General features: G+C 63.7%; 20 protein-coding genes. 11 read left to right on the plus strand and 9 right to left on the minus strand.

Going from position 1 to position 19536, the window contains the following annotated elements; translation table 11 throughout:
• Nucleotides 1-57 precede the first annotated feature (57 nt).
• The 3 genes from ALTERO38_RS19380 to ALTERO38_RS19390 all read left to right on the plus strand — a co-directional run bounded on the left by ALTERO38_RS19380 (nt 58) and on the right by ALTERO38_RS19390 (nt 4537).
• On the plus strand, nt 58-978 hold the full coding sequence (locus ALTERO38_RS19380) for a hydrogen peroxide-inducible genes activator (protein WP_025239895.1): 921 nt from the start codon (nt 58-60) through the stop codon (nt 976-978).
• A 4-nt stretch (nt 979-982) separates the two neighbouring features.
• Nucleotides 983-3058, plus strand: a complete 2076-nt coding sequence (gene recG / locus ALTERO38_RS19385) for an ATP-dependent DNA helicase RecG (RefSeq protein ID WP_159969374.1) — start codon at nt 983-985, stop codon at nt 3056-3058.
• A gap of 75 nt (nt 3059-3133) precedes the next feature.
• Nucleotides 3134-4537, plus strand: coding sequence for an aminoacyl-tRNA deacylase and HDOD domain-containing protein (locus ALTERO38_RS19390; RefSeq protein WP_159969375.1), 1404 nt, complete (start codon nt 3134-3136; stop codon nt 4535-4537).
• Nucleotides 4538-4609: 72 nt separating this feature from the next.
• Here ALTERO38_RS19390 and ALTERO38_RS19395 read toward each other — a convergent pair whose 3' ends face one another.
• From ALTERO38_RS19395 to gspE, 9 genes are all read right to left on the minus strand, one after another.
• Nucleotides 4610-5122 carry a type II secretion system protein M gene (locus ALTERO38_RS19395; RefSeq protein WP_159969376.1) on the minus strand — a complete coding sequence of 171 codons (513 nt, stop codon included), beginning with the start codon at nt 5120-5122 and terminating at the stop codon, nt 4610-4612.
• Nucleotides 5119-6261: a type II secretion system protein GspL gene (gene gspL, locus ALTERO38_RS19400; RefSeq protein WP_159969377.1), complete on the minus strand. Its 1143-nt coding sequence runs from the start codon at nt 6259-6261 to the stop codon at nt 5119-5121. Before gspL ends, ALTERO38_RS19395 begins: the two co-directional genes overlap by 4 nt.
• A gap of 3 nt (nt 6262-6264) precedes the next feature.
• The gene (gspK, locus tag ALTERO38_RS19405; RefSeq protein WP_159969378.1) at nt 6265-7248 is read right to left on the minus strand and encodes a type II secretion system minor pseudopilin GspK; all 984 of its coding nucleotides are present in this window, start codon (nt 7246-7248) and stop codon (nt 6265-6267) included.
• On the minus strand, nt 7245-7961 hold the full coding sequence (gspJ, locus tag ALTERO38_RS19410) for a type II secretion system minor pseudopilin GspJ (RefSeq protein ID WP_159969379.1): 717 nt from the start codon (nt 7959-7961) through the stop codon (nt 7245-7247). The genes gspK and gspJ overlap by 4 nt, the downstream gene beginning before the upstream one ends.
• Nucleotides 7958-8365, minus strand: a complete 408-nt coding sequence (gspI, locus tag ALTERO38_RS19415; RefSeq protein WP_159969380.1) for a type II secretion system minor pseudopilin GspI — start codon at nt 8363-8365, stop codon at nt 7958-7960. The genes gspJ and gspI overlap by 4 nt, the downstream gene beginning before the upstream one ends.
• Entirely contained in the window at nt 8362-8937 is a 576-nt protein-coding gene (gene gspH, locus ALTERO38_RS19420; protein WP_159969381.1) for a type II secretion system minor pseudopilin GspH, read from the minus strand. Before gspH ends, gspI begins: the two co-directional genes overlap by 4 nt.
• A 3-nt stretch (nt 8938-8940) precedes the next feature.
• Nucleotides 8941-9375, minus strand: coding sequence for a type II secretion system major pseudopilin GspG (gene gspG / locus ALTERO38_RS19425; RefSeq protein ID WP_159969382.1), 435 nt, complete (start codon nt 9373-9375; stop codon nt 8941-8943).
• Between the two features lie 5 nt (nt 9376-9380).
• Nucleotides 9381-10595, minus strand: coding sequence for a GspF family T2SS innner membrane protein variant XcpS (gene xcpS, locus ALTERO38_RS19430; RefSeq protein WP_159969383.1), 1215 nt, complete (start codon nt 10593-10595; stop codon nt 9381-9383).
• A 158-nt stretch (nt 10596-10753) separates the two neighbouring features.
• Nucleotides 10754-12265, minus strand: coding sequence for a type II secretion system ATPase GspE (gspE, locus tag ALTERO38_RS19435; protein WP_159969384.1), 1512 nt, complete (start codon nt 12263-12265; stop codon nt 10754-10756).
• Between the two features lie 522 nt (nt 12266-12787).
• On the opposite strand from gspE, the gene ALTERO38_RS19440 reads away from it, so the two are divergent.
• The 8 genes from ALTERO38_RS19440 (at nt 12788) to ALTERO38_RS19475 (ending at nt 19227) form a co-directional block, all read left to right on the plus strand.
• On the plus strand, nt 12788-13909 hold the full coding sequence (locus ALTERO38_RS19440) for a Re/Si-specific NAD(P)(+) transhydrogenase subunit alpha (RefSeq protein WP_159969385.1): 1122 nt from the start codon (nt 12788-12790) through the stop codon (nt 13907-13909).
• 14 nt (nt 13910-13923) lie between these two features.
• Nucleotides 13924-14244: an NAD(P) transhydrogenase subunit alpha gene (locus ALTERO38_RS19445; RefSeq protein WP_102837186.1), complete on the plus strand. Its 321-nt coding sequence runs from the start codon at nt 13924-13926 to the stop codon at nt 14242-14244.
• Nucleotides 14241-15692, plus strand: coding sequence for an NAD(P)(+) transhydrogenase (Re/Si-specific) subunit beta (locus ALTERO38_RS19450; protein ID WP_148925809.1), 1452 nt, complete (start codon nt 14241-14243; stop codon nt 15690-15692). Before ALTERO38_RS19445 ends, ALTERO38_RS19450 begins: the two co-directional genes overlap by 4 nt.
• Before the next feature lie 219 nt (nt 15693-15911).
• Complete coding sequence (locus tag ALTERO38_RS19455; protein WP_148925808.1) at nt 15912-16115, plus strand: DUF1127 domain-containing protein; 204 nt, start codon at nt 15912-15914, stop codon at nt 16113-16115.
• 103 nt (nt 16116-16218) lie between these two features.
• Nucleotides 16219-16536 carry a DUF2388 domain-containing protein gene (locus tag ALTERO38_RS19460; protein ID WP_102837259.1) on the plus strand — a complete coding sequence of 106 codons (318 nt, stop codon included), beginning with the start codon at nt 16219-16221 and terminating at the stop codon, nt 16534-16536.
• 86 nt (nt 16537-16622) lie between these two features.
• On the plus strand, nt 16623-16946 hold the full coding sequence (locus tag ALTERO38_RS19465; protein ID WP_159969386.1) for a DUF2388 domain-containing protein: 324 nt from the start codon (nt 16623-16625) through the stop codon (nt 16944-16946).
• Nucleotides 16943-17263 (plus strand): DUF2388 domain-containing protein, encoded by a 321-nt coding sequence (locus tag ALTERO38_RS19470; RefSeq protein WP_159969387.1) that lies wholly within the window; start codon nt 16943-16945, stop codon nt 17261-17263. Before ALTERO38_RS19465 ends, ALTERO38_RS19470 begins: the two co-directional genes overlap by 4 nt.
• A gap of 44 nt (nt 17264-17307) precedes the next feature.
• On the plus strand, nt 17308-19227 hold the full coding sequence (locus ALTERO38_RS19475) for a DUF4105 domain-containing protein (protein ID WP_159969388.1): 1920 nt from the start codon (nt 17308-17310) through the stop codon (nt 19225-19227).
• Nucleotides 19228-19536: the final 309 nt, after the last annotated feature.

Genomic DNA, 19536 nt, shown 5'->3' on the forward strand with positions numbered 1-19536 from the left:
AGTTGGTTCGAACACGAGCAAAGGCTATGCTAGCCCGCACTCTGATGGAATAACCCTATGACTCTGACCGAACTGCGCTACATCGTCACGCTCGCCCAGGAATCCCACTTCGGCCGTGCTGCCGAACGTTGCCACGTCAGCCAGCCCACCTTGTCGGTGGGCGTGAAGAAGCTCGAAGACGAGCTTGGCGTCCTGATTTTCGAGCGGACCAAAAGCGCGGTTAGGCTGACGCCAGTCGGCGAAGGCATCGTCACCCAGGCGCAGAAGGTGCTGGAGCAGGCGCAGAGCATTCGCGAGCTGGCTCAGGCCGGCAAGAATCAGTTGGCCGCGCCGCTCAAGGTTGGCGCCATCTATACCGTCGGCCCTTACATGTTCCCGCACCTGATCCCGCAGCTGCACCGCGTGGCGCCGGACATGCCGCTGTACATCGAAGAGAACTTTACGCATATCCTGCGCGACAAGCTGCGCACCGGCGAGCTGGACGCGATCATCATCGCGCTGCCGTTCCAGGAAGCCGATGTGCTGACCCTGCCGCTGTATGACGAGCCCTTCTATGTGCTGATGCCTGCCGGGCATCCGTGGACGAAGAAGGAAACCATCGACAGCGAGATGCTCAACGACAAGAGCCTGCTGCTCTTGGGTGAAGGTCATTGCTTCCGCGATCAGGTGCTCGAAGCCTGCCCGACCACGCGCAAAGGCGAGGCGCCGAGTCACACCACGGTGGAGTCCTCGTCGCTGGAAACCATCCGCCACATGGTCGCTTCCGGGCTGGGTGTATCGATCCTGCCCTTGTCGGCAGTCGACAGCCATCACTATTCCGCCGGTGTACTGGACATTCGTCCGCTGACGCCGCCGGTGCCGTTCCGCACGGTGGCCATCGCCTGGCGCGCCAGCTTCCCCCGCCCACGGGCGATAGAGGTGCTGGCCGATTCGATCCGCCTGTGCTCGGTGGCGAAACCGCCTGCCGACAAAGCCTGACGCGATGAGCGAGCTGGCGGCAGTCCCGGTGACTGCAATCAAGGGCGTCGGCGCAGCCCTGGCCGAAAAGCTCGCCAAGGTCGGCCTGGAAACCCTGCAGGACCTGCTGTTCCACCTGCCACTGCGCTACCAGGACCGTACCCGCATCGTGCCCATCGGCGCGCTGCGGCCCGGACAGGATGCCGTAGTCGAAGGCACCGTCACCGGCGCCGATGTGGTGATGGGCCGGCGCCGCAGTCTGCTGGTGCGCCTGCACGATGGCAGCGGCAGCCTCAGCCTGCGCTTCTACCACTTCAGCCAGGCGCAGAAGGAAGCCCTCAAGCGTGGCACCCAGGTGCGCTGTTATGGCGAGGCCCGTCCAGGTGCGTCGGGGCTGGAGATCTACCATCCTGAATACCGTGCGCTCACGGACAGCGAGCCGGTGGCCGTAGAACAGACGTTAACGCCGATCTACCCGACCACCGAAGGCCTGACCCAGCAGCGCCTGCGCCAACTCACCGCGCAGGCGCTGGCTCGGCTCGGTCCGCACAGCCTGCCCGATTGGTTGCCCGAAGAGCTGACCCGTGATTACCGCCTGGCCAAACTGGACGAGGCGATTCGCTACCTGCACCGGCCGCCGCCGGATGCCGATCTGGAAGAACTTGCCGAGGGCCGCCACTGGGCGCAGCACCGTCTGGCGTTCGAGGAATTGCTGACGCACCAGCTTTCGATGCAACGCCTGCGCGAAAGCAGCCGCGCTCAGCACGCGCCGCCCTTGCCGGCTGCCCGCGAACTGCCGCAGCGTTACCTGCAAAACCTGGGTTTCCACCCCACCGGCGCACAGCAGCGGGTCGGTGCCGAGATCGCCTATGACCTCGCTCAGGACCAGCCCATGTTGCGCCTGGTACAGGGCGACGTCGGTGCCGGCAAGACGGTGGTAGCGGCCCTCGCCGCCTTGCAAGCGCTTGAGTCGGGCTATCAGGTCGCCTTGATGGCGCCGACGGAAATACTCGCCGAGCAGCACTTCATCACCTTCTGCAAATGGCTCGAGCCGCTCGGCATCGAAGTCGCCTGGCTGGCCGGCAAACTCAAGGGCAAGGCCCGTGCCGCGGCGCTGGAGCGCATCGCCGCCGGTTGCCCGATGGTAGTCGGCACCCACGCACTGTTTCAGGATGAGGTGCAGTTTCGCCGCCTGGCGCTGGTGATCATCGACGAGCAACACCGTTTCGGCGTGCAGCAGCGGCTGGCGCTGCGGCGCAAGGGCGTCGAAGGACGACTCTGCCCGCACCAGCTGATCATGACCGCGACGCCCATTCCGCGGACGCTGGCGATGAGCGCCTATGCCGATCTGGATACCTCCATCCTCGACGAACTGCCGCCCGGTCGTACGCCAGTCAATACCGTGCTGGTCGCTGACAGCCGCCGGCTGGAAGTCATCGAGCGGGTGCGCTCGGCCTGCAATGAAGGCCGCCAGGCCTATTGGGTCTGTACCCTGATCGAGGAGTCCGAGGAGCTGACCTGTCAGGCGGCGGAAACCACTTTTGAAGACCTGTCCGCCGCGCTCGGCAATCTGAACGTCGGGCTGATCCACGGTCGCATGAAGCCGGCCGAAAAAGCAGCGGTGATGGCCGAGTTCAAGGAAGGGCGCTTGCAGCTGCTGGTCGCCACCACCGTGATCGAAGTGGGCGTCGACGTGCCCAACTCAAGCCTGATGATCATCGAAAATCCCGAGCGCCTTGGACTCGCCCAGCTGCACCAGCTGCGCGGGCGGGTCGGTCGTGGTAGCGCGGCCAGCCATTGCGTGTTGCTCTATCACCCGCCACTGTCGCAGATCGGCCGTGAACGTCTGGCGATCATGCGCGAGACCTGCGACGGCTTCATCATTGCGGAAAAAGATCTGGAATTACGCGGCCCGGGCGAAATGCTCGGCACCCGTCAGACCGGCCTGCTGCAGTTCAAGGTCGCCGACCTGATGCGTGATGCCGATCTGCTGCCTGCCGTGCGCGATGCAGCGCATGCTTTGTTGGAACGCTGGCCCCAGCATGTAAGCCCCTTGCTAGAGCGCTGGCTGCGTCATGGCCAGCAATACGGTCAAGTTTAACGCTCGTCGGTAAACCCTAACCGCACTAAGCATGAGGCTATACTGCGCCGCATGGGAATAAGACGGATCATGCTCATGAACTCGGCTGTCGACACAACAACTACAGTTACGCCACCCGCGCTTATCGTCCAACTTCTGGACAAGCTGGCGCTGCCCTACCGTACATGCGACGACAGCCCTGAGCTGAACTCCGCACAGCGCATACAAGCGGTACTGGTCGACGATGCCATCGGTGCGTTGCTGGTGCTTTTCCCGCGCGACCATCTTCTTGATCTTTCCCGCGTGGGGGAACTCACCGGCCGTCAGCTGCTGGCGGTCAAGCCGGATCGGCTGACCCGCATGCTTTCCAAGCACAGCCTGCAGGTTCTGCCAGGCCTGCCGCCGCTGACCAGTTCACCCTGCCTGTATGAAGAGCGGCTGCTGCAGCAACCTGCGCTGTTCATCGACAGCGGGCATCCCGGCCTGCTGCTGGAAATGGCCAGCCACGATTTCAAACAGTTGCTCAGCAAAGCCAGCGCCGGCCAGTTCGCCGTTCCGTTGAGCACCATCCAGCCCAACCTCGACCGTCCGGAAGAGGACCGCGAGGAAATCACCAAGGCGGTGCAAAGCTTCACTGCCCGTCGCATTCAGAAGCGGCTGGAAGAAACCATCGAGATTCCCCCGCTGGCGCAAACCGCACAGAAGATCATCAAGCTGCGAGTAGACCCTGAGGCCTCGGTGGATGACATCACAGGCGTGGTCGAGACCGACCCAGCGTTGGCCGCACAAGTGGTCAGCTGGGCCGCTTCGCCCTACTACGCCGCGCCCGGCAAGATCCGCTCGGTGGAAGACGCCATTGTCCGCGTACTCGGTTTTGACCTGGTGATCAACCTGGCGCTCGGCCTGGCACTGGGCAAGAGTCTGAGCCTGCCCAAGGACCAGCCGCAGCAAGCCACGCCCTACTGGCAGCAGTCGATCTATACCGCGGCGGTCATCGAAGGGCTGAATCGCGCGATTCCGCGGACTCAACGGCCGGAGGCAGGCATCAGTTATCTGGCCGGGCTGCTGCACAACTTCGGTTATCTGGTGCTCGCGCACGTCTTTCCGCCGCATTTCTCGCTGATCTGTCGACACCTGGAGGTCAACCCGCACCTGAGCCACAGCGTGATTGAACAGCACCTGCTGGGGATTACCCGTGAGCAGATCGGTGCCTGGCTGATGCGTTACTGGGGGATGCCTGACGAGTTGTCGACAGCGCTGCGCTTCCAACATGACCCGCACTATCAGGGCGAGCACGCCGGGCATGCCAACCTGGTCTGCCTGGCCGTTCAGCTGTTGCGTAACCGCGGCATCGGGTCCGGTCCCTACAGCGAGGTTCCGCAGGAACTGTTCGATCGCCTCGGGCTGAGCCGTGAGAAGGCAAACGACGTGGTAAACAAGGTACTCGACGCCGAAGCGGCGCTACGCGCCTTGGCTACACAGATTCATCCAGCGCCCTGAGCCCTGCCCAGCAGCGCCTTTCCCGGCGCTGCCGGCCGCAGGCCTCGCCTATCGCTTCCGTTGCAGGGCGACCTAGCCTTCCGCACGGAAGCTCACCCGCGCATCCACCAGCCCCTCCCCGACCTGACTGATACTGACTTCGGCGAGGCTCGCACCTGCCGCCTGCAGCTCATCGAACCAGCGCAACAGCGCGCCATAGGATGCCCCCGGCAGCGTGACCTGCAGGCTACCGTCATTGCCGAAGTCAAAACTCTCGATGGTCAGGCCGCTCTGTTGAGCGCTTTGCGTGACTAATCCCTGCAATTGATCCGGCGCCAGCGACACCGGGTTGCTGCGTGACATCTGCCGAGCCAGTTCGGTGTTCTGTTCAAGGTAGGCATGCAGCTCACGCTCCTGCTGAAAGAAAGCCTGCGCATCCCGCACGCGCTGCTGAGCGGGCGCCCAAAGCAGCAGGTAGAACAGCACCACAAGCAAAAAGGCACCAAGCAGGCTGAGCGACAGGCGCTCGCGGGGCTGCAGACGTTGCCAGCGAATCCATAGCGGCGATTCAGCCAGGCGCACTCGCATCTGTTCTCTAAGGTTCATCCTCGGCCTCCAATCACCACTCGGGCGCTGACGGCATCACCGTCACGGCTGGCCGAGCCCAGCTGAACACTCTCCCCGGTCTCGCCCAGGCGCTGACGCAGCTGCTCGAGCGCGGCAAAATCGCTGGCGCGCACCTGCAGCGCGAGATCACCCCGGGCCTGGTTGAAATCAAGCTGCCCGATCGACACCGGAATACCCTCGGCCAAGGCCAGCGCTACTTCATTCAGCAAGCGCATGAACTCGGCCGAAGCACCGGCGCTCTGGCCTATATGTTCGTCGAACTGTGCGCGCAGATTGACGATGCGTCGGTCCTCGGGAAACAGCTCGGTGTAAAGCGCCCGACTCGCCTCGGCATAGCGCTCGGCCTGGCTTTCCAGCGTCCAGGCCTGAACTAGGTTGAACACCAGCTGCACGGCCAACACCAGCGCCAGCACGATCATTACCGGCTTCCATTGGCCCAGCCCGCTGCCGGCTGCCTGAATGGCGAAGTCACCCTGCGCAAGATTGAGCGCAGCGGCACGCCCCGACGCGAGAAAACGATAGGGCTCGTCAAGTTGCTGGTAGTCGTCCAGCGGAGCCGGCCCCACATCCAGGGTTCCGTGCCCATGATGTGGCGCGGGACACTGGCCGACCAGATGCGGCCATTGGGTACTCTCGAAGGCCAGCCGGGCTTCCGGGCTGCCACCGAGCAGTGCGCGGTCTTCGATAAACAGCAGCTGGGTGCCGTCACGTGGCAGCAAGTCGGCATCGACGTGGATCGCGACGATGGTCAGGCCCAGCGTCTTGAGATCCTGCAGCCAGTCGGCCAGCAGTTGTCGGCGGATGGCAATGACCCGACGCCGCCCGTCTTCGAGCGCATCGCCATGGGTCAGGTGCAGATCATCGACGTTCTCGGCCAGCAGCTCCTCCACCGCGTAGGCCAGCGCCTGATTGACCCAGCGCGCCTTGCGCGTCGGCAGGTTGACTGCGAACGCACTGCACACCTCGGCCGGCAGCACCAGTGTCACCGCCGCCGACGATCGTTCGATGACCTTGGCCAACGGCATCCAACCATCGTTGCCTTCGCCCGGCAGCCAGTAGACGCGTGTGTCGCGGTCGATCCGGGGGCCGCAGTCAGCGGGCAGAAACAGGCAGTCCATCGGCTAGCGATCTCCGTCGTTGGTTGATCGGGGCAGTCGTGGCGGCTGTCCCAGGTTGCGTTGCAGCACCCGGACATCGCCGTCGTCCTCACGCCGCAATCGGCTCACCAGAGCCAGGCGGCGGTCCGCCAGGCGCACTTCGCTGATGGCCTGAAAGAATTGACTGGTCACCGCGAGATTGGTGCTTTGAAGTTGGACACCGCTGAGCGCCGGTTGCGCCATGAAACTGGCCGTGTCACGAAACGGGGCAGCCTGACGTGTCTGCACCAGCGATTCGGCGGCGCTGAGACTGAGGCTGTCGGCAAGGCTGGACAACACCAGGGCACTGGCCGTGTTGACGTTAAGCGGTGTATCCGCCGGCAGCGCCGTGACGTAGGGAGCCAGCCGTTGAAAATCCTCGTCACGCACGCCGAGCAGCAAGCGCAGTTCGGAGAGGTCTTCCAGCCGCCGGCCCGCCGTGCGATAGGGCGGGTCGAGCAGCAGATAGTCGTTGTCCTCCGCACCAAACTCGCCGCTGGGCTGCTGGTCGCTGTCGAGCCAGTCCACCAGTCGCTCGCCATAGGGCTCGGTGATCTGCAGGCGCAGCAGCAACCGGCGAAACTGGGCAAGCGCTGCCGCGTTGGGTTGCTGCTCCTGCACCAGGCTGTTGAGGTTGAAGCGCCCGGCCAGGTCCTCGATCCGTACCTGAACCTGCCCCTGACCTTCATCGAGATCGTAGGCCGGTTGCGGCAGCGCCCAGGCTTCGAGCAGATGGTCCACTGCCGGTTGCCCAGTGCCCTCGCCAGACAGCCGCAGATCGCGGCGTAGCAGGGTCTGCGCCAGCGCCTCGCCACCCAGTGCGTAGTGCCAGGCCTGGCGCGCCTGCAGCTGGTTGCCGGTGCCCCGGATCGACAACTGCTGACGCGCAATCATTCCGGCGCAGATCACCGTGACAATGGCGACCACCAACAGCACCGTGATGAGCGCGACGCCGCGCTGCGCTTTCATTGCATTTCTCCCACGCCGCCAGGCTCCGGCACGCCCTGGGAGTCGGGCTGGATGAATTGCGGCGTCGGGGTCGGGCCGTCCGGCAACCGCAGCAGGCGGGTGATGGTGCCGTAGCGCTGGTGATCGACGGAGACCTCCACGGCCAGCGGCAACCGCCTCGCCTGTTCCTCTGGATTACCACGTCCGAATTCGAACGGAGGCCATTCCTCGTGCCACGTGTTCTCCGCGTCAAGATAGCGCAGCCGCAGCGCCTGCACGTTATCTAGCACGGGCTGCACCCGTGCCTCACTGTCCACATCGCGGTCGAGCACGACCCAGTAGACCCGTTCCAGCGTGTCGCCAGCCAGCCGCCAGCGCACCCGCTGCAGGTTGGCCCGGCGCATACCGGTGGGGTTACGCCAGCCGCTGCGGGTCAGCTCCAGCGATACGCCGTCCGCAGCGCCGGCCATCTGGCCTACAAAGGCATTTTGCTCGTCGCCGTAGCCATCGCGCACCGGTCGCGGCATGGCCTGAATCAGGTCCCGCTCCAGACTCCACATCGCGCGCCCCAGTTCTCGCAGCTGGACTTCCTGTGCGCGGACCACTTCGTCGCTGCGCATCACCGCTTCGAGCATGCGGTAGGTCGCTAGTCCCAACAATGCGAACAGCGCAATGGCTATCAGCAGTTCAAGCAGCGTGAAACCCGCCATGGCGCGACGCGTCTGGATGCTCATGGGTCGACGCCAACGAAGCCCGTAAGGCTGGTCACCGCGCGCTCTTCGATTGGCCCAGCGCCGACACCTCGCCGCTGCTCGGCAGCCGCGACCCAGACGCGGATACGCAGAAGACCGGGCGTACCGCTGGTTTCCACTTCGCTCAGGGTCTGCCATTGGCGCCCACCAAACTCCAGGCGGGTATCTTCACGGCCAACGCTCGGTGCCGGTTGTTGCAGCTGCAGCTCGGTGAGGCGGTTGTCGGCGATCCAGCCGGCCAGGGTCAACGCTTCCAGCCTCCCGGCATTGCTCACGCTGCGGCCGGCCGCCGTCAACACCACCGCCGCGACGATGGCAAATATCGCCAAAGCCACCAGCACCTCAAGCAGGGTGAAACCGCTCGAACGCGCCGGGGAGGGGTTCATCGACGCTGCTCCACCGGTTCAGCCCGCGGCATCCGGAAGCCATCGCTGGATACCGTCCAGCGGCTCCCTCCGGGACGCTGGTCAGACAGGGTCAGGGTGAACGGGGACAGCTCGCCACTGGAGAGAATCAGCAGCTGCGGCTGCACGCGTGGGGCACGCCGCCGCTCACGGTCTTCATCACCGGACAGCCCCGCCGGGTCATCCTCGCGCTTGACCGGGGCGACCAGTTGCAGCGGGGTGCCGTCGAGCTCCAGCTCCAAGCGCATCCACTCCGGCGCCTGGTGCGCTTCGCGATCGCCAACGTCGCGCCAACGCGCATCGGCTTCGTCGTAGCTCATCGCCCGATAACCGTCCCGGTCGAACAGCAGGCCGTATTCGCGGCTATCGAGGACGGCTTCGTCGGCCATCAGGCTGATGAGGGTGGCTACGCGTTGCGCTTCGTCGCGGATCTCACGCGATGAGCTGGTGTTGCCGGTCGACAGCACGGCCAGGCCCACCAGGCCGCCAAGGATGACGATCACCACCAGCAGCTCGATCAGCGTGAAGCCGCCTTCCCGGCGCGCCTGGGGCATGGATCAGAGGTCCCAGTTACCGATGTCCGCGTTCAGGTCGGAGCCGCCCTGCTTGCCGTCAGCACCATAGGAATACAGGTCGTACTGGCCTTGGGTGCCGGGCGACAGGTACTGGTATTCGTTACCCCATGGATCCTTCGGCACGCGCTTGAGGTAGCCGTCGCGGTTCCAGTTCTTCGGCTGGGGATTGCCGCCCGGCTTCTCCACCAGCGCATCCAGCCCCTGTTGGGTGCTGGGATAGGCATAGTTATCCAGCTTGTACATGTCGAGCGCGGCGCCGATGGCCTTGATATCGCCCTTGGCCACGGTGACCTTGGCTTGATCCGGGCGGTTCATCACCTGCGGCACCACCAGCGCGGCAAGAATCCCCAGGATCACCACCACCACCATGATTTCGATAAGGGTGAAGCCACCCTGTTTGCGACTGTTCAACGTCATTCTCACTAGCCCACCAGTTGATTGAGAGAAAGGATCGGCAGCAGGATCGCCAGCACGATTACCAATACCACAGCCCCCATGAACACCAGCATGAAGGGCTCGAAAAGTCCCACCATCAGCGAAATCTGTGCGGCCAGATCGTTCTCCTGGTTACGCGCGGTGCGCGCCAGCATCTGATCCAGCTCGCCAGACTTTTCGCCGCTGGCGATCATGTGCAGCATCATCGGCGGAAACTCGCCCGTTGCATCCAGCGCACGGGTCAGGCTGCCGCCCTCGCGCACGCGCTGTGCCGCTTCGATGACCTTGTCACGAATACGCAGGTTGGCGATCACCGCCGCGGCGATCCCCAGCGCATCCACCAGCGGCACACCGCTGCGCGTAAGGATCGCCAGCGTCGAGGCGAAACGCGCCGTGTTAGCCGCCCTGGCCAGCCGCCCCACCAGCGGAATTCGCAGAATGAAGGCATGCCAGCGGCGCTTGATCTTCTCATCACGCAGCGCCTGCCGCATGGCCAGGGCGGCGGCCACGATACCAATGAGCATCAGCCAACCCCAGTTCTGTACCACTTCGCTCACCGCGATCAGCCCGGTGGTCAGGGCCGGCAGTGCCTGCCCGGTGTTGACGAACACCTTCACCACATCCGGCACCACATAGCCCAGCAGCAACACCACGATGGCCAGCGAGGCCACCAGCAGGATCACCGGGTACAGCAGCGCCAGTTGAATCTTCTGCCGCGACTGCTGGCGCTGGTCGGTGTAATCGGCCAGCTGATCGAGCACCAGCCCGAGGTGACCAGCATGTTCGCCCGCCGCGACGGTGGCGCGGTAAAGCTCGGGGAACGCCGAGGGATATTCGCGCAGCGAGCCCGCCAGGCTATGCCCTTCCATCACCCGCGCCCGGACGGCCAGCAGCATCGACTTGATCTTCTGGGACGACGACTGTGCCGCCGCCGCACGCAACGCTTCCTCGATAGGCAACGCCGCCTGCACCAGGGTCGCCAGCTGCCGGGTCACCAGCGCCAGGTCTCGCGCCGACAGCCCGCGGCCAAAGGCGAAGCCGCCCCCGCCAGTGTCCTCCTTGGCCTTGGCCTGCTTGACGTCCAGTGGCGACCATTGCTTCTCGCGCAACAGCTGCCGCGCCTGACGTGCGCTGTCCGCCTCGATCAGGCCCTTCTGCTCGCGACCCCGGGGGTCGAGGGCGATGTATTCGAAAGCTGCCATCAGCGCTCAGCCGTTGCAGTCAGGCGCGGCAGTGCGCAGCCGTTCAGGCAAAAGCGCCTCGGGGAGGTCGCCTGCCCAACGCCGCCGTGGGCACTGGGGATGTATTCAGAGCTGATCATGGCCTGGGCTGCGGTCCTCCTGCCGGTCTGCTCATGCGCTTATTCCTCGCGCGTCACGCGCAACACTTCTTCGATGGTGGTCACGCCCTCTCGCACCTTGCGCAGGCCATCCTCACGAATGCTCGGGCCCAGCCGGCGGGCATGGCGAACCATGTCCTGCTCGGCGGCGCGGGTGTGGATCATGCTGCGCAGGGTGTCGTCGAACAGCACCAGTTCGTAGATGCCGGTCCGCCCACGGTAGCCCAGCTGGCGACAAACGTCGCAGCCTTCGGCGTGGTATAGCGTCGGGGCTTCGCTCGAGTCGAGGCCGAACAACGCGCACTCGGCCTCGTCGGCGATATAGGCGCGCTTGCAGTCATTACACAGCACGCGGACAAGGCGTTGGGCCAGTACGCCAAGCAGCGACGAGGAAATCAGGAATGGTTCGACGCCCATGTCCACCAGGCGGGTGACCGCACCGATGGCGCTGTTGGTGTGCAGGGTCGAGAGCACCAGGTGACCGGTGAGCGAAGCCTGCACGGCCATGTCGGCGGTTTCCTGGTCGCGGATTTCGCCGACCATCACCACGTCGGGGTCCTGGCGCAAAATGGCGCGCAGGCCCCGCGCGAAGGTCATGTCGACCTTGGTGTTGACCTGGGTTTGGCCGATGCCCTCTAGGTTGTATTCGATCGGGTCCTCGACGGTGAGGATGTTGCGCGTACGGTCATTGAGCGTGACCAGACTGGCGTACAGCGTGGTGGTCTTACCCGAGCCGGTCGGGCCGGTGACGAGAATGATCCCGTGCGGTTTTTGCACGGCCTGTTCCATGACCTTGCGATCACGGTCGCTCATGCCCAGATGGCGGAGTGTGAGCCGGCCGGCCTGCTTGTCCAGCAGACGCAATACAACCCGCTCGCCGTTGGCCGATGGCAGGGTCGACACACGGATATCCACCTCACGGCCACCCACCCGCAAGGAGATGCGGCCATCCTGCGGAATACGCTTTTCGGCAATATCCAGCCGCGCCATGACCTTGATCCGCGACACCAGCAGCGCCGCCAGCTCTCGCTTGGGCTGCACCACTTCGCGCAGGATGCCGTCGATACGAAAGCGAATGACCAGACGTTTTTCGAAGGTTTCAACGTGGATATCGGAGGCGTTCTCCTTGATTGCCTCGCCCAGAATGGCGTTGATCAGGCGAATGATTGGGGCATCGTCCTCCTGCTCCAGCAGATCCTCGGTTTCCTGAATCTGATCAGCCAGGCTGTGCAGGTCCATATCATCGCCGAGGCCTTCAACCATCTGCATCGCAGCGGAGGAGTCGTGCTGATAGGCCGCACTCAGGGCCTGCTCGAATTCATCCTGCGCCAGCCATTGCATCGCCAACGGACCACCGGCGACACGCTGGGCCTCCTGCACAGCGGTCAGCGGCGCACCTTCACGGGCGCACAAACGCAGGCCCTCCGGGCGCTCCAGCAGAAGCACGCCGTGGCGGCGAGCGAAAGCGAACGGCAGCCGCCTGGGCTGCGATTCCTCCATCAGGATCATTTCATTCACGTCTAGATCGGCCATGTGAATTTCTCATGAGTAATGCGATCGAACGTCGTCGGCATTCCGAAGCCAGCGCAACCAAATGCATTGGACTACAGGGAATCCATGACATTACAGGCACTGATCCGATTTTTTTTGCACATGCGCCGCGCCGACCGGCACCAAGGTCGCATACAGACAAGCCCGCCGACGAATACAACGTCTATGGTCCGTCATTCATGATTGCGCCGCGCATAACCAACTACAGAACCTTAGACGAAGGTCGAACCCAATACCGACGCAGCCTGCAGCGATACAAAGCAACCTAATGGTCACGGCGTGAACGAACATTCGCCGTTGCGTTCAGATTAAAACAGTTGTTTGATTTTCATAGCCCTTGCAGAATGCCGCGCCGCAGCAGGCAAACCGGCAAGTGCAGGGGCCCGTTAGCCGATTCACACCCAGCCGCCATCCGCAGTGGCCGGGCGAAAAGTAACGCCAGCGTTGCGATAGCCGGGTTACCGCGCAGCACGCTGGTTACGATCAAGCAGGAGAACAAGAACAATGCACATTGGTGTTCCTCTCGAAACCAGGCCCGGTGAAACGCGCGTTGCCGCGACACCGGAAACCATCAAGAAGCTGATCGGGCAAGGGCATCGGGTGACGGTGCAGAGCGGAGCTGGCGTACAGGCCAGTGTTCCGGACAGTGCCTTCGAAGCGGCAGGCGCAACCATCGCCGATGCCGCTGCGGCGTTCGCAGCAGAGATCCTGCTGAAGGTGAACGCACCGAGCGAAACCGAACTGGCGCAGATGCAGCCAGGCACGATCTTGGTCGGCATGCTCAATCCCTTCGACAATGAAAACATCGCACGCATGGCCGAACGCGGGATCACCGCCTTCGCCCTGGAAGCCGCGCCGCGCACCTCGCGCGCTCAAAGCCTCGACGTGCTCTCCTCACAGGCCAACATCGCCGGCTACAAGGCGGTGATGGTTGCCGCCAACCAGTACCCGCGCTTCATGCCGATGCTGATGACCGCCGCCGGTACGGTGAAAGCCGCACGGGTGCTGATCCTCGGTGCCGGTGTAGCGGGTCTGCAGGCCATTGCCACGGCCAAGCGCTTGGGCGCGGTCATCGAAGCCTCGGACGTACGTCCGGCGGTGAAGGAGCAGATCGAATCGCTCGGCGCCAAGTTCGTTGATGTGCCCTGCGAGACCGACGAAGAGCGTGAATGCGCCGAAGGTGTTGGCGGCTATGCCCGGCCGATGCCGGCCAGCTGGATGGCGCGTCAGGCGCAGGCCGTGCACGAACGTGCCAAGCAGGCCGACATCATCATCACCACTGCGCTGATTCCGGGCCGCAAGGCGCCGACGCTGTTGCAGGAAGAAACCGTGCAGCAGATGAAGCCCGGCTCGGTGGTGATCGACCTCGCCGCCTCTCAGGGCGGTAACTGTCCATTGACCGAAGCCGATCAGGTGGTGGTCAAGCACGGCGTGACCCTGGTTGGCTACACCAACCTGGCGACGCACGTGCCGGCGGATGCCTCGGCGCTATACGCACGCAACCTGCTGGACTTCCTCAAGCTGGTGATCGATGGCGAAGCCAAGTTCCAGCTCAATCTCGAAGACGACATCGTCGCCGCGTGCCTGATGTGCCGCGACGGCCAGGTCGTGCGCACCAACGGTTAAGGGAGCCCGAAAGAATGGACCTGATATCTGATGGCATCTACAACCTGATCATCTTTGTGCTGGCGATCTACGTCGGCTACCACGTGGTCTGGAACGTCACCCCCGCGCTGCACACGCCGCTGATGGCAGTCACCAACGCCATCTCGGCGATCGTCATCGTCGGCGCCATGCTCGCCGCCGCGCTGACTGTCACCCCGATGGGCAAGCTGATGGGCACCCTGGCCGTGACCCTGGCCGCGGTCAACGTCTTCGGTGGCTTCCTCGTCACTCGCCGCATGCTGGAAATGTTCAAGAAGAAGGAGCGCGCAGGCGCCAAGGCGGAGGTCAAGCCATGAGCATGAATCTGATTACCCTGCTCTACCTCGTCGCCTCGGTGAGTTTCATCCAGGCGTTGAAAGGCCTGTCGCACCCCACCACCTCGCGCCGCGGCAACCTGTTCGGCATGATCGGCATGGGCATCGCCGTGGTCACCACGGTATTTCTGGTGTTCAAACTGGGCGCGCAGCTGGTCGAGAGCGCCAGCCCTTGGAGCGGTTTGGGCTTCATCGTCTTTGGCCTGCTGGTGGGCGGCACCATCGGCACACTGATGGCCAAGCGCGTCGAAATGACCAAGATGCCCGAACTGGTCGCCTTCATGCACAGCATGATCGGCCTGGCCGCGGTGTTCATCGCCATCGCTGCCGTGCTCGAGCCGCAATCGCTGGGTATCGTCCAGGCCATCGGCTACCCGATCCCGGCCGGTAACCGCTTGGAGCTGTTCCTCGGTGCAGCCATCGGCGCCATCACCTTCTCCGGTTCGGTGATCGCCTTCGGCAAGCTGTCGGGCAAGTACAAGTTCCGCCTGTTCCAGGGCGCGCCTGTGTCGTTCCCCAACCAGCACAAGATCAACCTCGCCGTTGGCGTGGCGATTCTGGTGCTGGGCCTGATCTACACCTTCAGCGGCAACTTCACCGCGTTCCTGATCCTCGTGGCGCTGGCCTTCGTCATCGGTGTGCTGATCATCATCCCCATCGGTGGTGCGGACATGCCGGTGGTTGTATCGATGCTCAACAGCTACTCGGGCTGGGCAGCGGCCGGAATCGGCTTCTCGCTGAACAACTCGATGCTGATCATCGCCGGTTCGCTGGTGGGCTCGAGCGGCGCGATCCTCTCGTACATCATGTGCAAGGCGATGAACCGTTCGTTCTTCAACGTCATCCTCGGTGGTTTCGGTGGCGACGCCGATGCCGGCCCGGCAAAAGGCAGCCAGGAGCAGCGTCCGGTCAAATCCGGCTCCAGCGATGACGCCGCCTTCCTGCTGTCGAACGCCGATACCGTGATCATCGTTCCCGGCTATGGCCTGGCGGTGGCACGTGCACAGCATGCGCTGATGGAACTGGCCGAGAAGCTGACGCACATGGGCGTGACCGTGAAGTATGCGATCCACCCGGTTGCCGGCCGTATGCCCGGGCACATGAACGTGCTGCTGGCCGAGGCCGAAGTGCCGTACGAGATGGTCTTCGAGATGGACGACATCAACTCCGAGTTCGGCCAGGCCGACGTGGTGCTGGTGCTGGGCGCGAACGACGTGGTCAACCCGGCGGCGAAGAACGATCCCAAATCGCCTATCGCCGGCATGCCGATCCTCGAGGCGTACAAAGCCAAGACGGTCATCGTCAACAAGCGCTCCATGGCCAGCGGCTATGCCGGTCTGGATAACGAACTGTTCTACATGGACAAGACCATGATGGTCTTCGGTGATGCCAAGAAGGTCGTCGAGGACATGGTCAAAGCAGTCGAATAAGCGACACCCGCTGCACCAGAACCCCTCGCGGCTCAGCCTCGAGGGGTTTTTTATGCACCCTCAACCGAACAATTAGGTGCCTGAAGCACCGGTACAGTAGGTCTGCTTGCACAACTGGACCGGCACAATTCAGATTCCCTGTGGCTGTTACGCAACAGCCCGCCACGCGACTCTATCTGCCCATAACCCATCCCCGTGAATTGCGGGAAGGAGCGGCTCATGGAGCGCGTACTGACTTGGAGGCAAAAAACTGCAATCGGCTTGCCGCCGCTGCACCGGGTATTGCAGCAGCTACGTCTGTGGCAGCGACGCGCACGAACTCGCCAGCACCTGGCTGCGCTCGATGAGCGTCAGTTGGCCGATGTCGGCATCAGCCAGAGCGAGCGGATGGACGAGCTGAGCAAGCCCTTCTGGCGCGGATAAAGCCGCTTCCAGGCGGCCTCGTCGGGCCTTAAGCTGAACGGCACGCTGGTCCAAAGGTCATATCGAGTAACGGCGAAAAATTGCGTCCAGCCTGGAGAACACCATGAACAAGTATCTGTTGTCAGTTGCCACCGCGGCCTGCCTGGTCGCGGGCACCGCGTCAGCCGGAAGCATCACCGGCACCATCGATGCCATCGGCGCCTCGCTGGTCAACACCGTCGAAGGCACCTCCGATATCACCTCGAACCTGGGCGACGACAAGCTGGTGCTCGACGCCAAGGACGATGCGGCGCGTTTCGTCGCCAGCAATGGCGAAGCGCGCGGCGCTCACCTGGAAGCAGCGCTGAAGCACATCCGCACCCAGGCCCCAACCCTGCACGCCAGCGATCTGCAACTGGCCGGGGCGATTCTAGCGCTCTGATACGCACGACCGATTAAGCGCAGCGCTGGTCCTGGGGCTGGCGTTTCGCTAGCCTTGGCGGCTGTTTCTCTGGCTCCAGGATTTGCATGCGTTCGCTCTACCTAGCACTTGCCAGCTGCTGCTTCTGCGGCGGCGCCCAGGCCTTCGACACCACCCTCGCTGGCACCGTCGCCTCCAGTTACGTTGCCAGCCAGGTGACCAGCGCCCCTTTCGACAACAAGCTGATACTCGACGCTCGCGACGACGCGGCCGGATTCGTTGCGACTCAAGGAAAGATCCGAGGCGCTCGCCTGGACGCTGCACTGCGCTGGTTACGCGAGCGGCAACCGCAGCTGCTGGCCGGTGACCTTGAACTGGCCGAGGCAATTCTCGTCCAACCATCGACCCCGCTCCCCCGAGACAGATCATGAACTTCAAGCTGATCGCCGCATCTTTCCCCCTGGCCCTTTTCGCCGACGGTGTTCAGGCGCAGACGCTGGTGGCTACCAGCAATATCGTCGTCAACGCCTTGGACCGCAGCATCAACTTCACCTCCGACGTGACCAGCCGCATCAGCGACATGAAAGTCGTCGGCGAAGCCCGCGACGAGGCGGCCGGCTTTGTCGCCAGCGGCGGTGAAATACGCGGCGCGCGACTGGAAGCAGCCCTTGGCCGCTTACGTGATGCCTTCCCGGCAGCCCAGCAGGCCAGTGACCTCGCCTTGGCCGAAGCCATCCTCGCTCAGTGAAATCATCTCGGGCCCGGTGGCTGGGCGTTGCGCTCACTCTGGTCATGCCGTTCGCTAATCTGTGCCAGGCCGAGCTGCGCCTGACACTTGATAGTGCCGAGCTGCAACCGGCCGAACTCGCCGCCAGTCAGCAATTGCTGGACGAAGCGCTGGCCGCGTTGCCGCCGCGAATGCTCGAGCGTCTCGACCGAGATGTGCGCGTCCGCTGGCATGACGGGCTGACCCACGACGTCTATGGCAGCGCCGGAGGCAACCTGCTGCTGCTCAACCGGCGCCTGCTGCCGGCACTCACCGATGGCAGCGCAGCCGCTCAACGCACCGAGCGGCCGCACGGCACGGTGCGTCAGGAAATGCTGGCGACGCTCATTCACGAAGTGGCTCATCTCTATGACCGCGCCCAGCTCTGGTCGCCGGAAATCCATCGACAGCAGGCTTTCTGTGGACAGCGCGCCAGCAGTCTCGGCCTGGTCGGCTTGCCGGACAGCTGCCGCGGGCAGACCGAGCGCCGCTTCACCCTCAGCGACGAGCCGCGCCTGCTCGATCTGGCCGGCTGGCCACAACGCGTTGGCCAGCGCGGCGCACGCGAGCAAGACAATGCCCAGCAGGCACGCAGCCCCGATGCCTACGAGCTGAGCAACCCGCTGGAATTCGTGGCGGTGAATCTGGAGTACTTTCTCCTCGACCCCCGCTACGCCTGCCGTCGCCCTTTGCTGCATCACTATTTCAGCCAGCATTTCGGCTGGCAGCCCGCCGGGGTCGAAGCCTGCAAAAGCGCCTTGCCGATCCTCAACGCCGGGCATGACTTCGCGCGCACCCCGCTGATCGAGCTCGACCCCGAGCGCGTCTACGAAGTCGACTATCTGTTTGCCGAAGCCAACGACGCCTGGGTCAGCCGCTGGGGCCACAGCATGCTGCGCCTGGTGATCTGCGCGCCAGGCCGCCCGCGCGGGCCGGACTGCCGCCTGGATCTGGACCATCACCTAGTGCTGTCTTTTCGCGCATTCGTCAGCGATGTACAGCTGTCGAGCTGGGACGGCCTCACTGGCGTCTATCCTTCTCGCCTGTTCGTACTGCCGCTGGGCCAGGTGATTGATGAGTACACCAAGGTCGAACTGCGCAGCCTCGCCTCGATTCCGCTGAAGCTGCAGCGCGAGGAGATCGAAAACCTGGTGATACGCAGCGCCGAAATGCACTGGAGCTACGACGGCGACTATTACTTCCTGTCGAATAACTGCGCGGTCGAAACCCTCAAGCTGCTGCGGAGCGGCGCCGCCCGCCCCGAACTCGCCGCCCTCGACAGCATCCTGCCCAGCGGGCTTCTGGAAATCCTGATCAATCGCGGCCTGGCCGACGCCAGCGTGCTCGACGACCCACAGGAGGCATTGCGCCTGGGGTATCGCTTCGATTCCTACCGTGATCGTTACCAGGCCATGTTCGCCGTGCTTCGCGAACGCCTGGGCCTGCCGCAAACCGATGTGCAAGCCTGGCTGGAACTAAGCGCTGAAGCACGACGCCCCTGGATCGAGCAGGCCGACCTGCGCGCCAGCGCGGCGCTGCTGTTGGTGGAGCAGGCCGCACTGCGCCGCCACCTGCTGTTGGCTCAGGAAGAACTGAAGAACCGCTACCTGAGCGGCCGCCAACAGGGCGACCAGACGCTGAATAAGGCGGACGAGACCCTGCAGGGCATTCTCGCCAACAGCGGTTATCTGAGTCAGCCAGCGCAATTGCTGGACGGAAGCGGCTACGGGTTGCCGCAGGCCAGCGAATGGCAACGCCTGGAATCTGAAAGCAGCCAACGTCAGGCTCGCCTCAACCAGCTCACCGATGCGCTGAACGCCGAGGTGCGGCTGTTACTCGGCGAAGAGCGGCGGCTGGAGCTTGAGGGCGTCGAAGCCAACCTGGCGCAGATCGGCCAACATCTTCGCGAGCTGCACAGGGCCGGAGGCGGACTGCAGTTGCCTTGACGCAACTATCTGGCGACGCGCAACGCCCATGATCGCGAGCAACTACTGGGTGCCCCTCGCCCGTACAAGAGCAGTGCGGGTCGGCATGACCATTGGGCGCGCCTGGAGCCGTGAGCGTTGAGCAACCGCCTGCAGCGTACCGGCACTTTTCTCAAGGCAAAAAAAACCTCGAACTTCGTTGGGGGAGGGGGAAGTTCGAGGTTTAAATCCGGAACGCCAGAGGCGTATCCAGAGATCTGCCAACACTTAACACAACAAGGAGCATCGAAGGGCTTTTACACCCTTCGTAGCCTATGACCGAGCTTTCTA

Source organism: Pseudomonas sp. 9Ag (assembly GCF_902506445.1).
Taxonomy (GTDB): Bacteria; Pseudomonadota; Gammaproteobacteria; order Pseudomonadales; family Pseudomonadaceae; genus Stutzerimonas; species Stutzerimonas stutzeri_AB.

Bases quoted from the DNA above. Each gene is read 5' to 3' on its own strand.
- ALTERO38_RS19390 (WP_159969375.1), top strand. From the start codon at position 3,134: ATGAACTCGGCTGTCGACACAACAACTACAGTTACGCCACCCGCGCTT.
- gspE (WP_159969384.1), bottom strand. From the start codon at position 12,265: ATGGCCGATCTAGACGTGAATGAAATGATCCTGATGGAGGAATCGCAG.
- ALTERO38_RS19460 (WP_102837259.1), top strand. From the start codon at position 16,219: ATGAACAAGTATCTGTTGTCAGTTGCCACCGCGGCCTGCCTGGTCGCG.
- recG (WP_159969374.1), top strand. From the start codon at position 983: ATGAGCGAGCTGGCGGCAGTCCCGGTGACTGCAATCAAGGGCGTCGGC.
- gspG (WP_159969382.1), bottom strand. From the start codon at position 9,375: ATGACGTTGAACAGTCGCAAACAGGGTGGCTTCACCCTTATCGAAATC.
- ALTERO38_RS19440 (WP_159969385.1), top strand. From the start codon at position 12,788: ATGCACATTGGTGTTCCTCTCGAAACCAGGCCCGGTGAAACGCGCGTT.
- ALTERO38_RS19380 (WP_025239895.1), top strand. From the start codon at position 58: ATGACTCTGACCGAACTGCGCTACATCGTCACGCTCGCCCAGGAATCC.
- gspJ (WP_159969379.1), bottom strand. From the start codon at position 7,961: ATGAGCATCCAGACGCGTCGCGCCATGGCGGGTTTCACGCTGCTTGAA.
- gspI (WP_159969380.1), bottom strand. From the start codon at position 8,365: ATGAACCCCTCCCCGGCGCGTTCGAGCGGTTTCACCCTGCTTGAGGTG.
- ALTERO38_RS19470 (WP_159969387.1), top strand. From the start codon at position 16,943: ATGAACTTCAAGCTGATCGCCGCATCTTTCCCCCTGGCCCTTTTCGCC.
- gspH (WP_159969381.1), bottom strand. From the start codon at position 8,937: ATGCCCCAGGCGCGCCGGGAAGGCGGCTTCACGCTGATCGAGCTGCTG.
- ALTERO38_RS19475 (WP_159969388.1), top strand. From the start codon at position 17,308: ATGCCGTTCGCTAATCTGTGCCAGGCCGAGCTGCGCCTGACACTTGAT.
- gspL (WP_159969377.1), bottom strand. From the start codon at position 6,261: ATGGACTGCCTGTTTCTGCCCGCTGACTGCGGCCCCCGGATCGACCGC.
- ALTERO38_RS19455 (WP_148925808.1), top strand. From the start codon at position 15,912: ATGGAGCGCGTACTGACTTGGAGGCAAAAAACTGCAATCGGCTTGCCG.
- gspK (WP_159969378.1), bottom strand. From the start codon at position 7,248: ATGAAAGCGCAGCGCGGCGTCGCGCTCATCACGGTGCTGTTGGTGGTC.
- xcpS (WP_159969383.1), bottom strand. From the start codon at position 10,595: ATGGCAGCTTTCGAATACATCGCCCTCGACCCCCGGGGTCGCGAGCAG.
- ALTERO38_RS19395 (WP_159969376.1), bottom strand. From the start codon at position 5,122: ATGAACCTTAGAGAACAGATGCGAGTGCGCCTGGCTGAATCGCCGCTA.
- ALTERO38_RS19465 (WP_159969386.1), top strand. From the start codon at position 16,623: ATGCGTTCGCTCTACCTAGCACTTGCCAGCTGCTGCTTCTGCGGCGGC.
- ALTERO38_RS19450 (WP_148925809.1), top strand. From the start codon at position 14,241: ATGAGCATGAATCTGATTACCCTGCTCTACCTCGTCGCCTCGGTGAGT.
- ALTERO38_RS19445 (WP_102837186.1), top strand. From the start codon at position 13,924: ATGGACCTGATATCTGATGGCATCTACAACCTGATCATCTTTGTGCTG.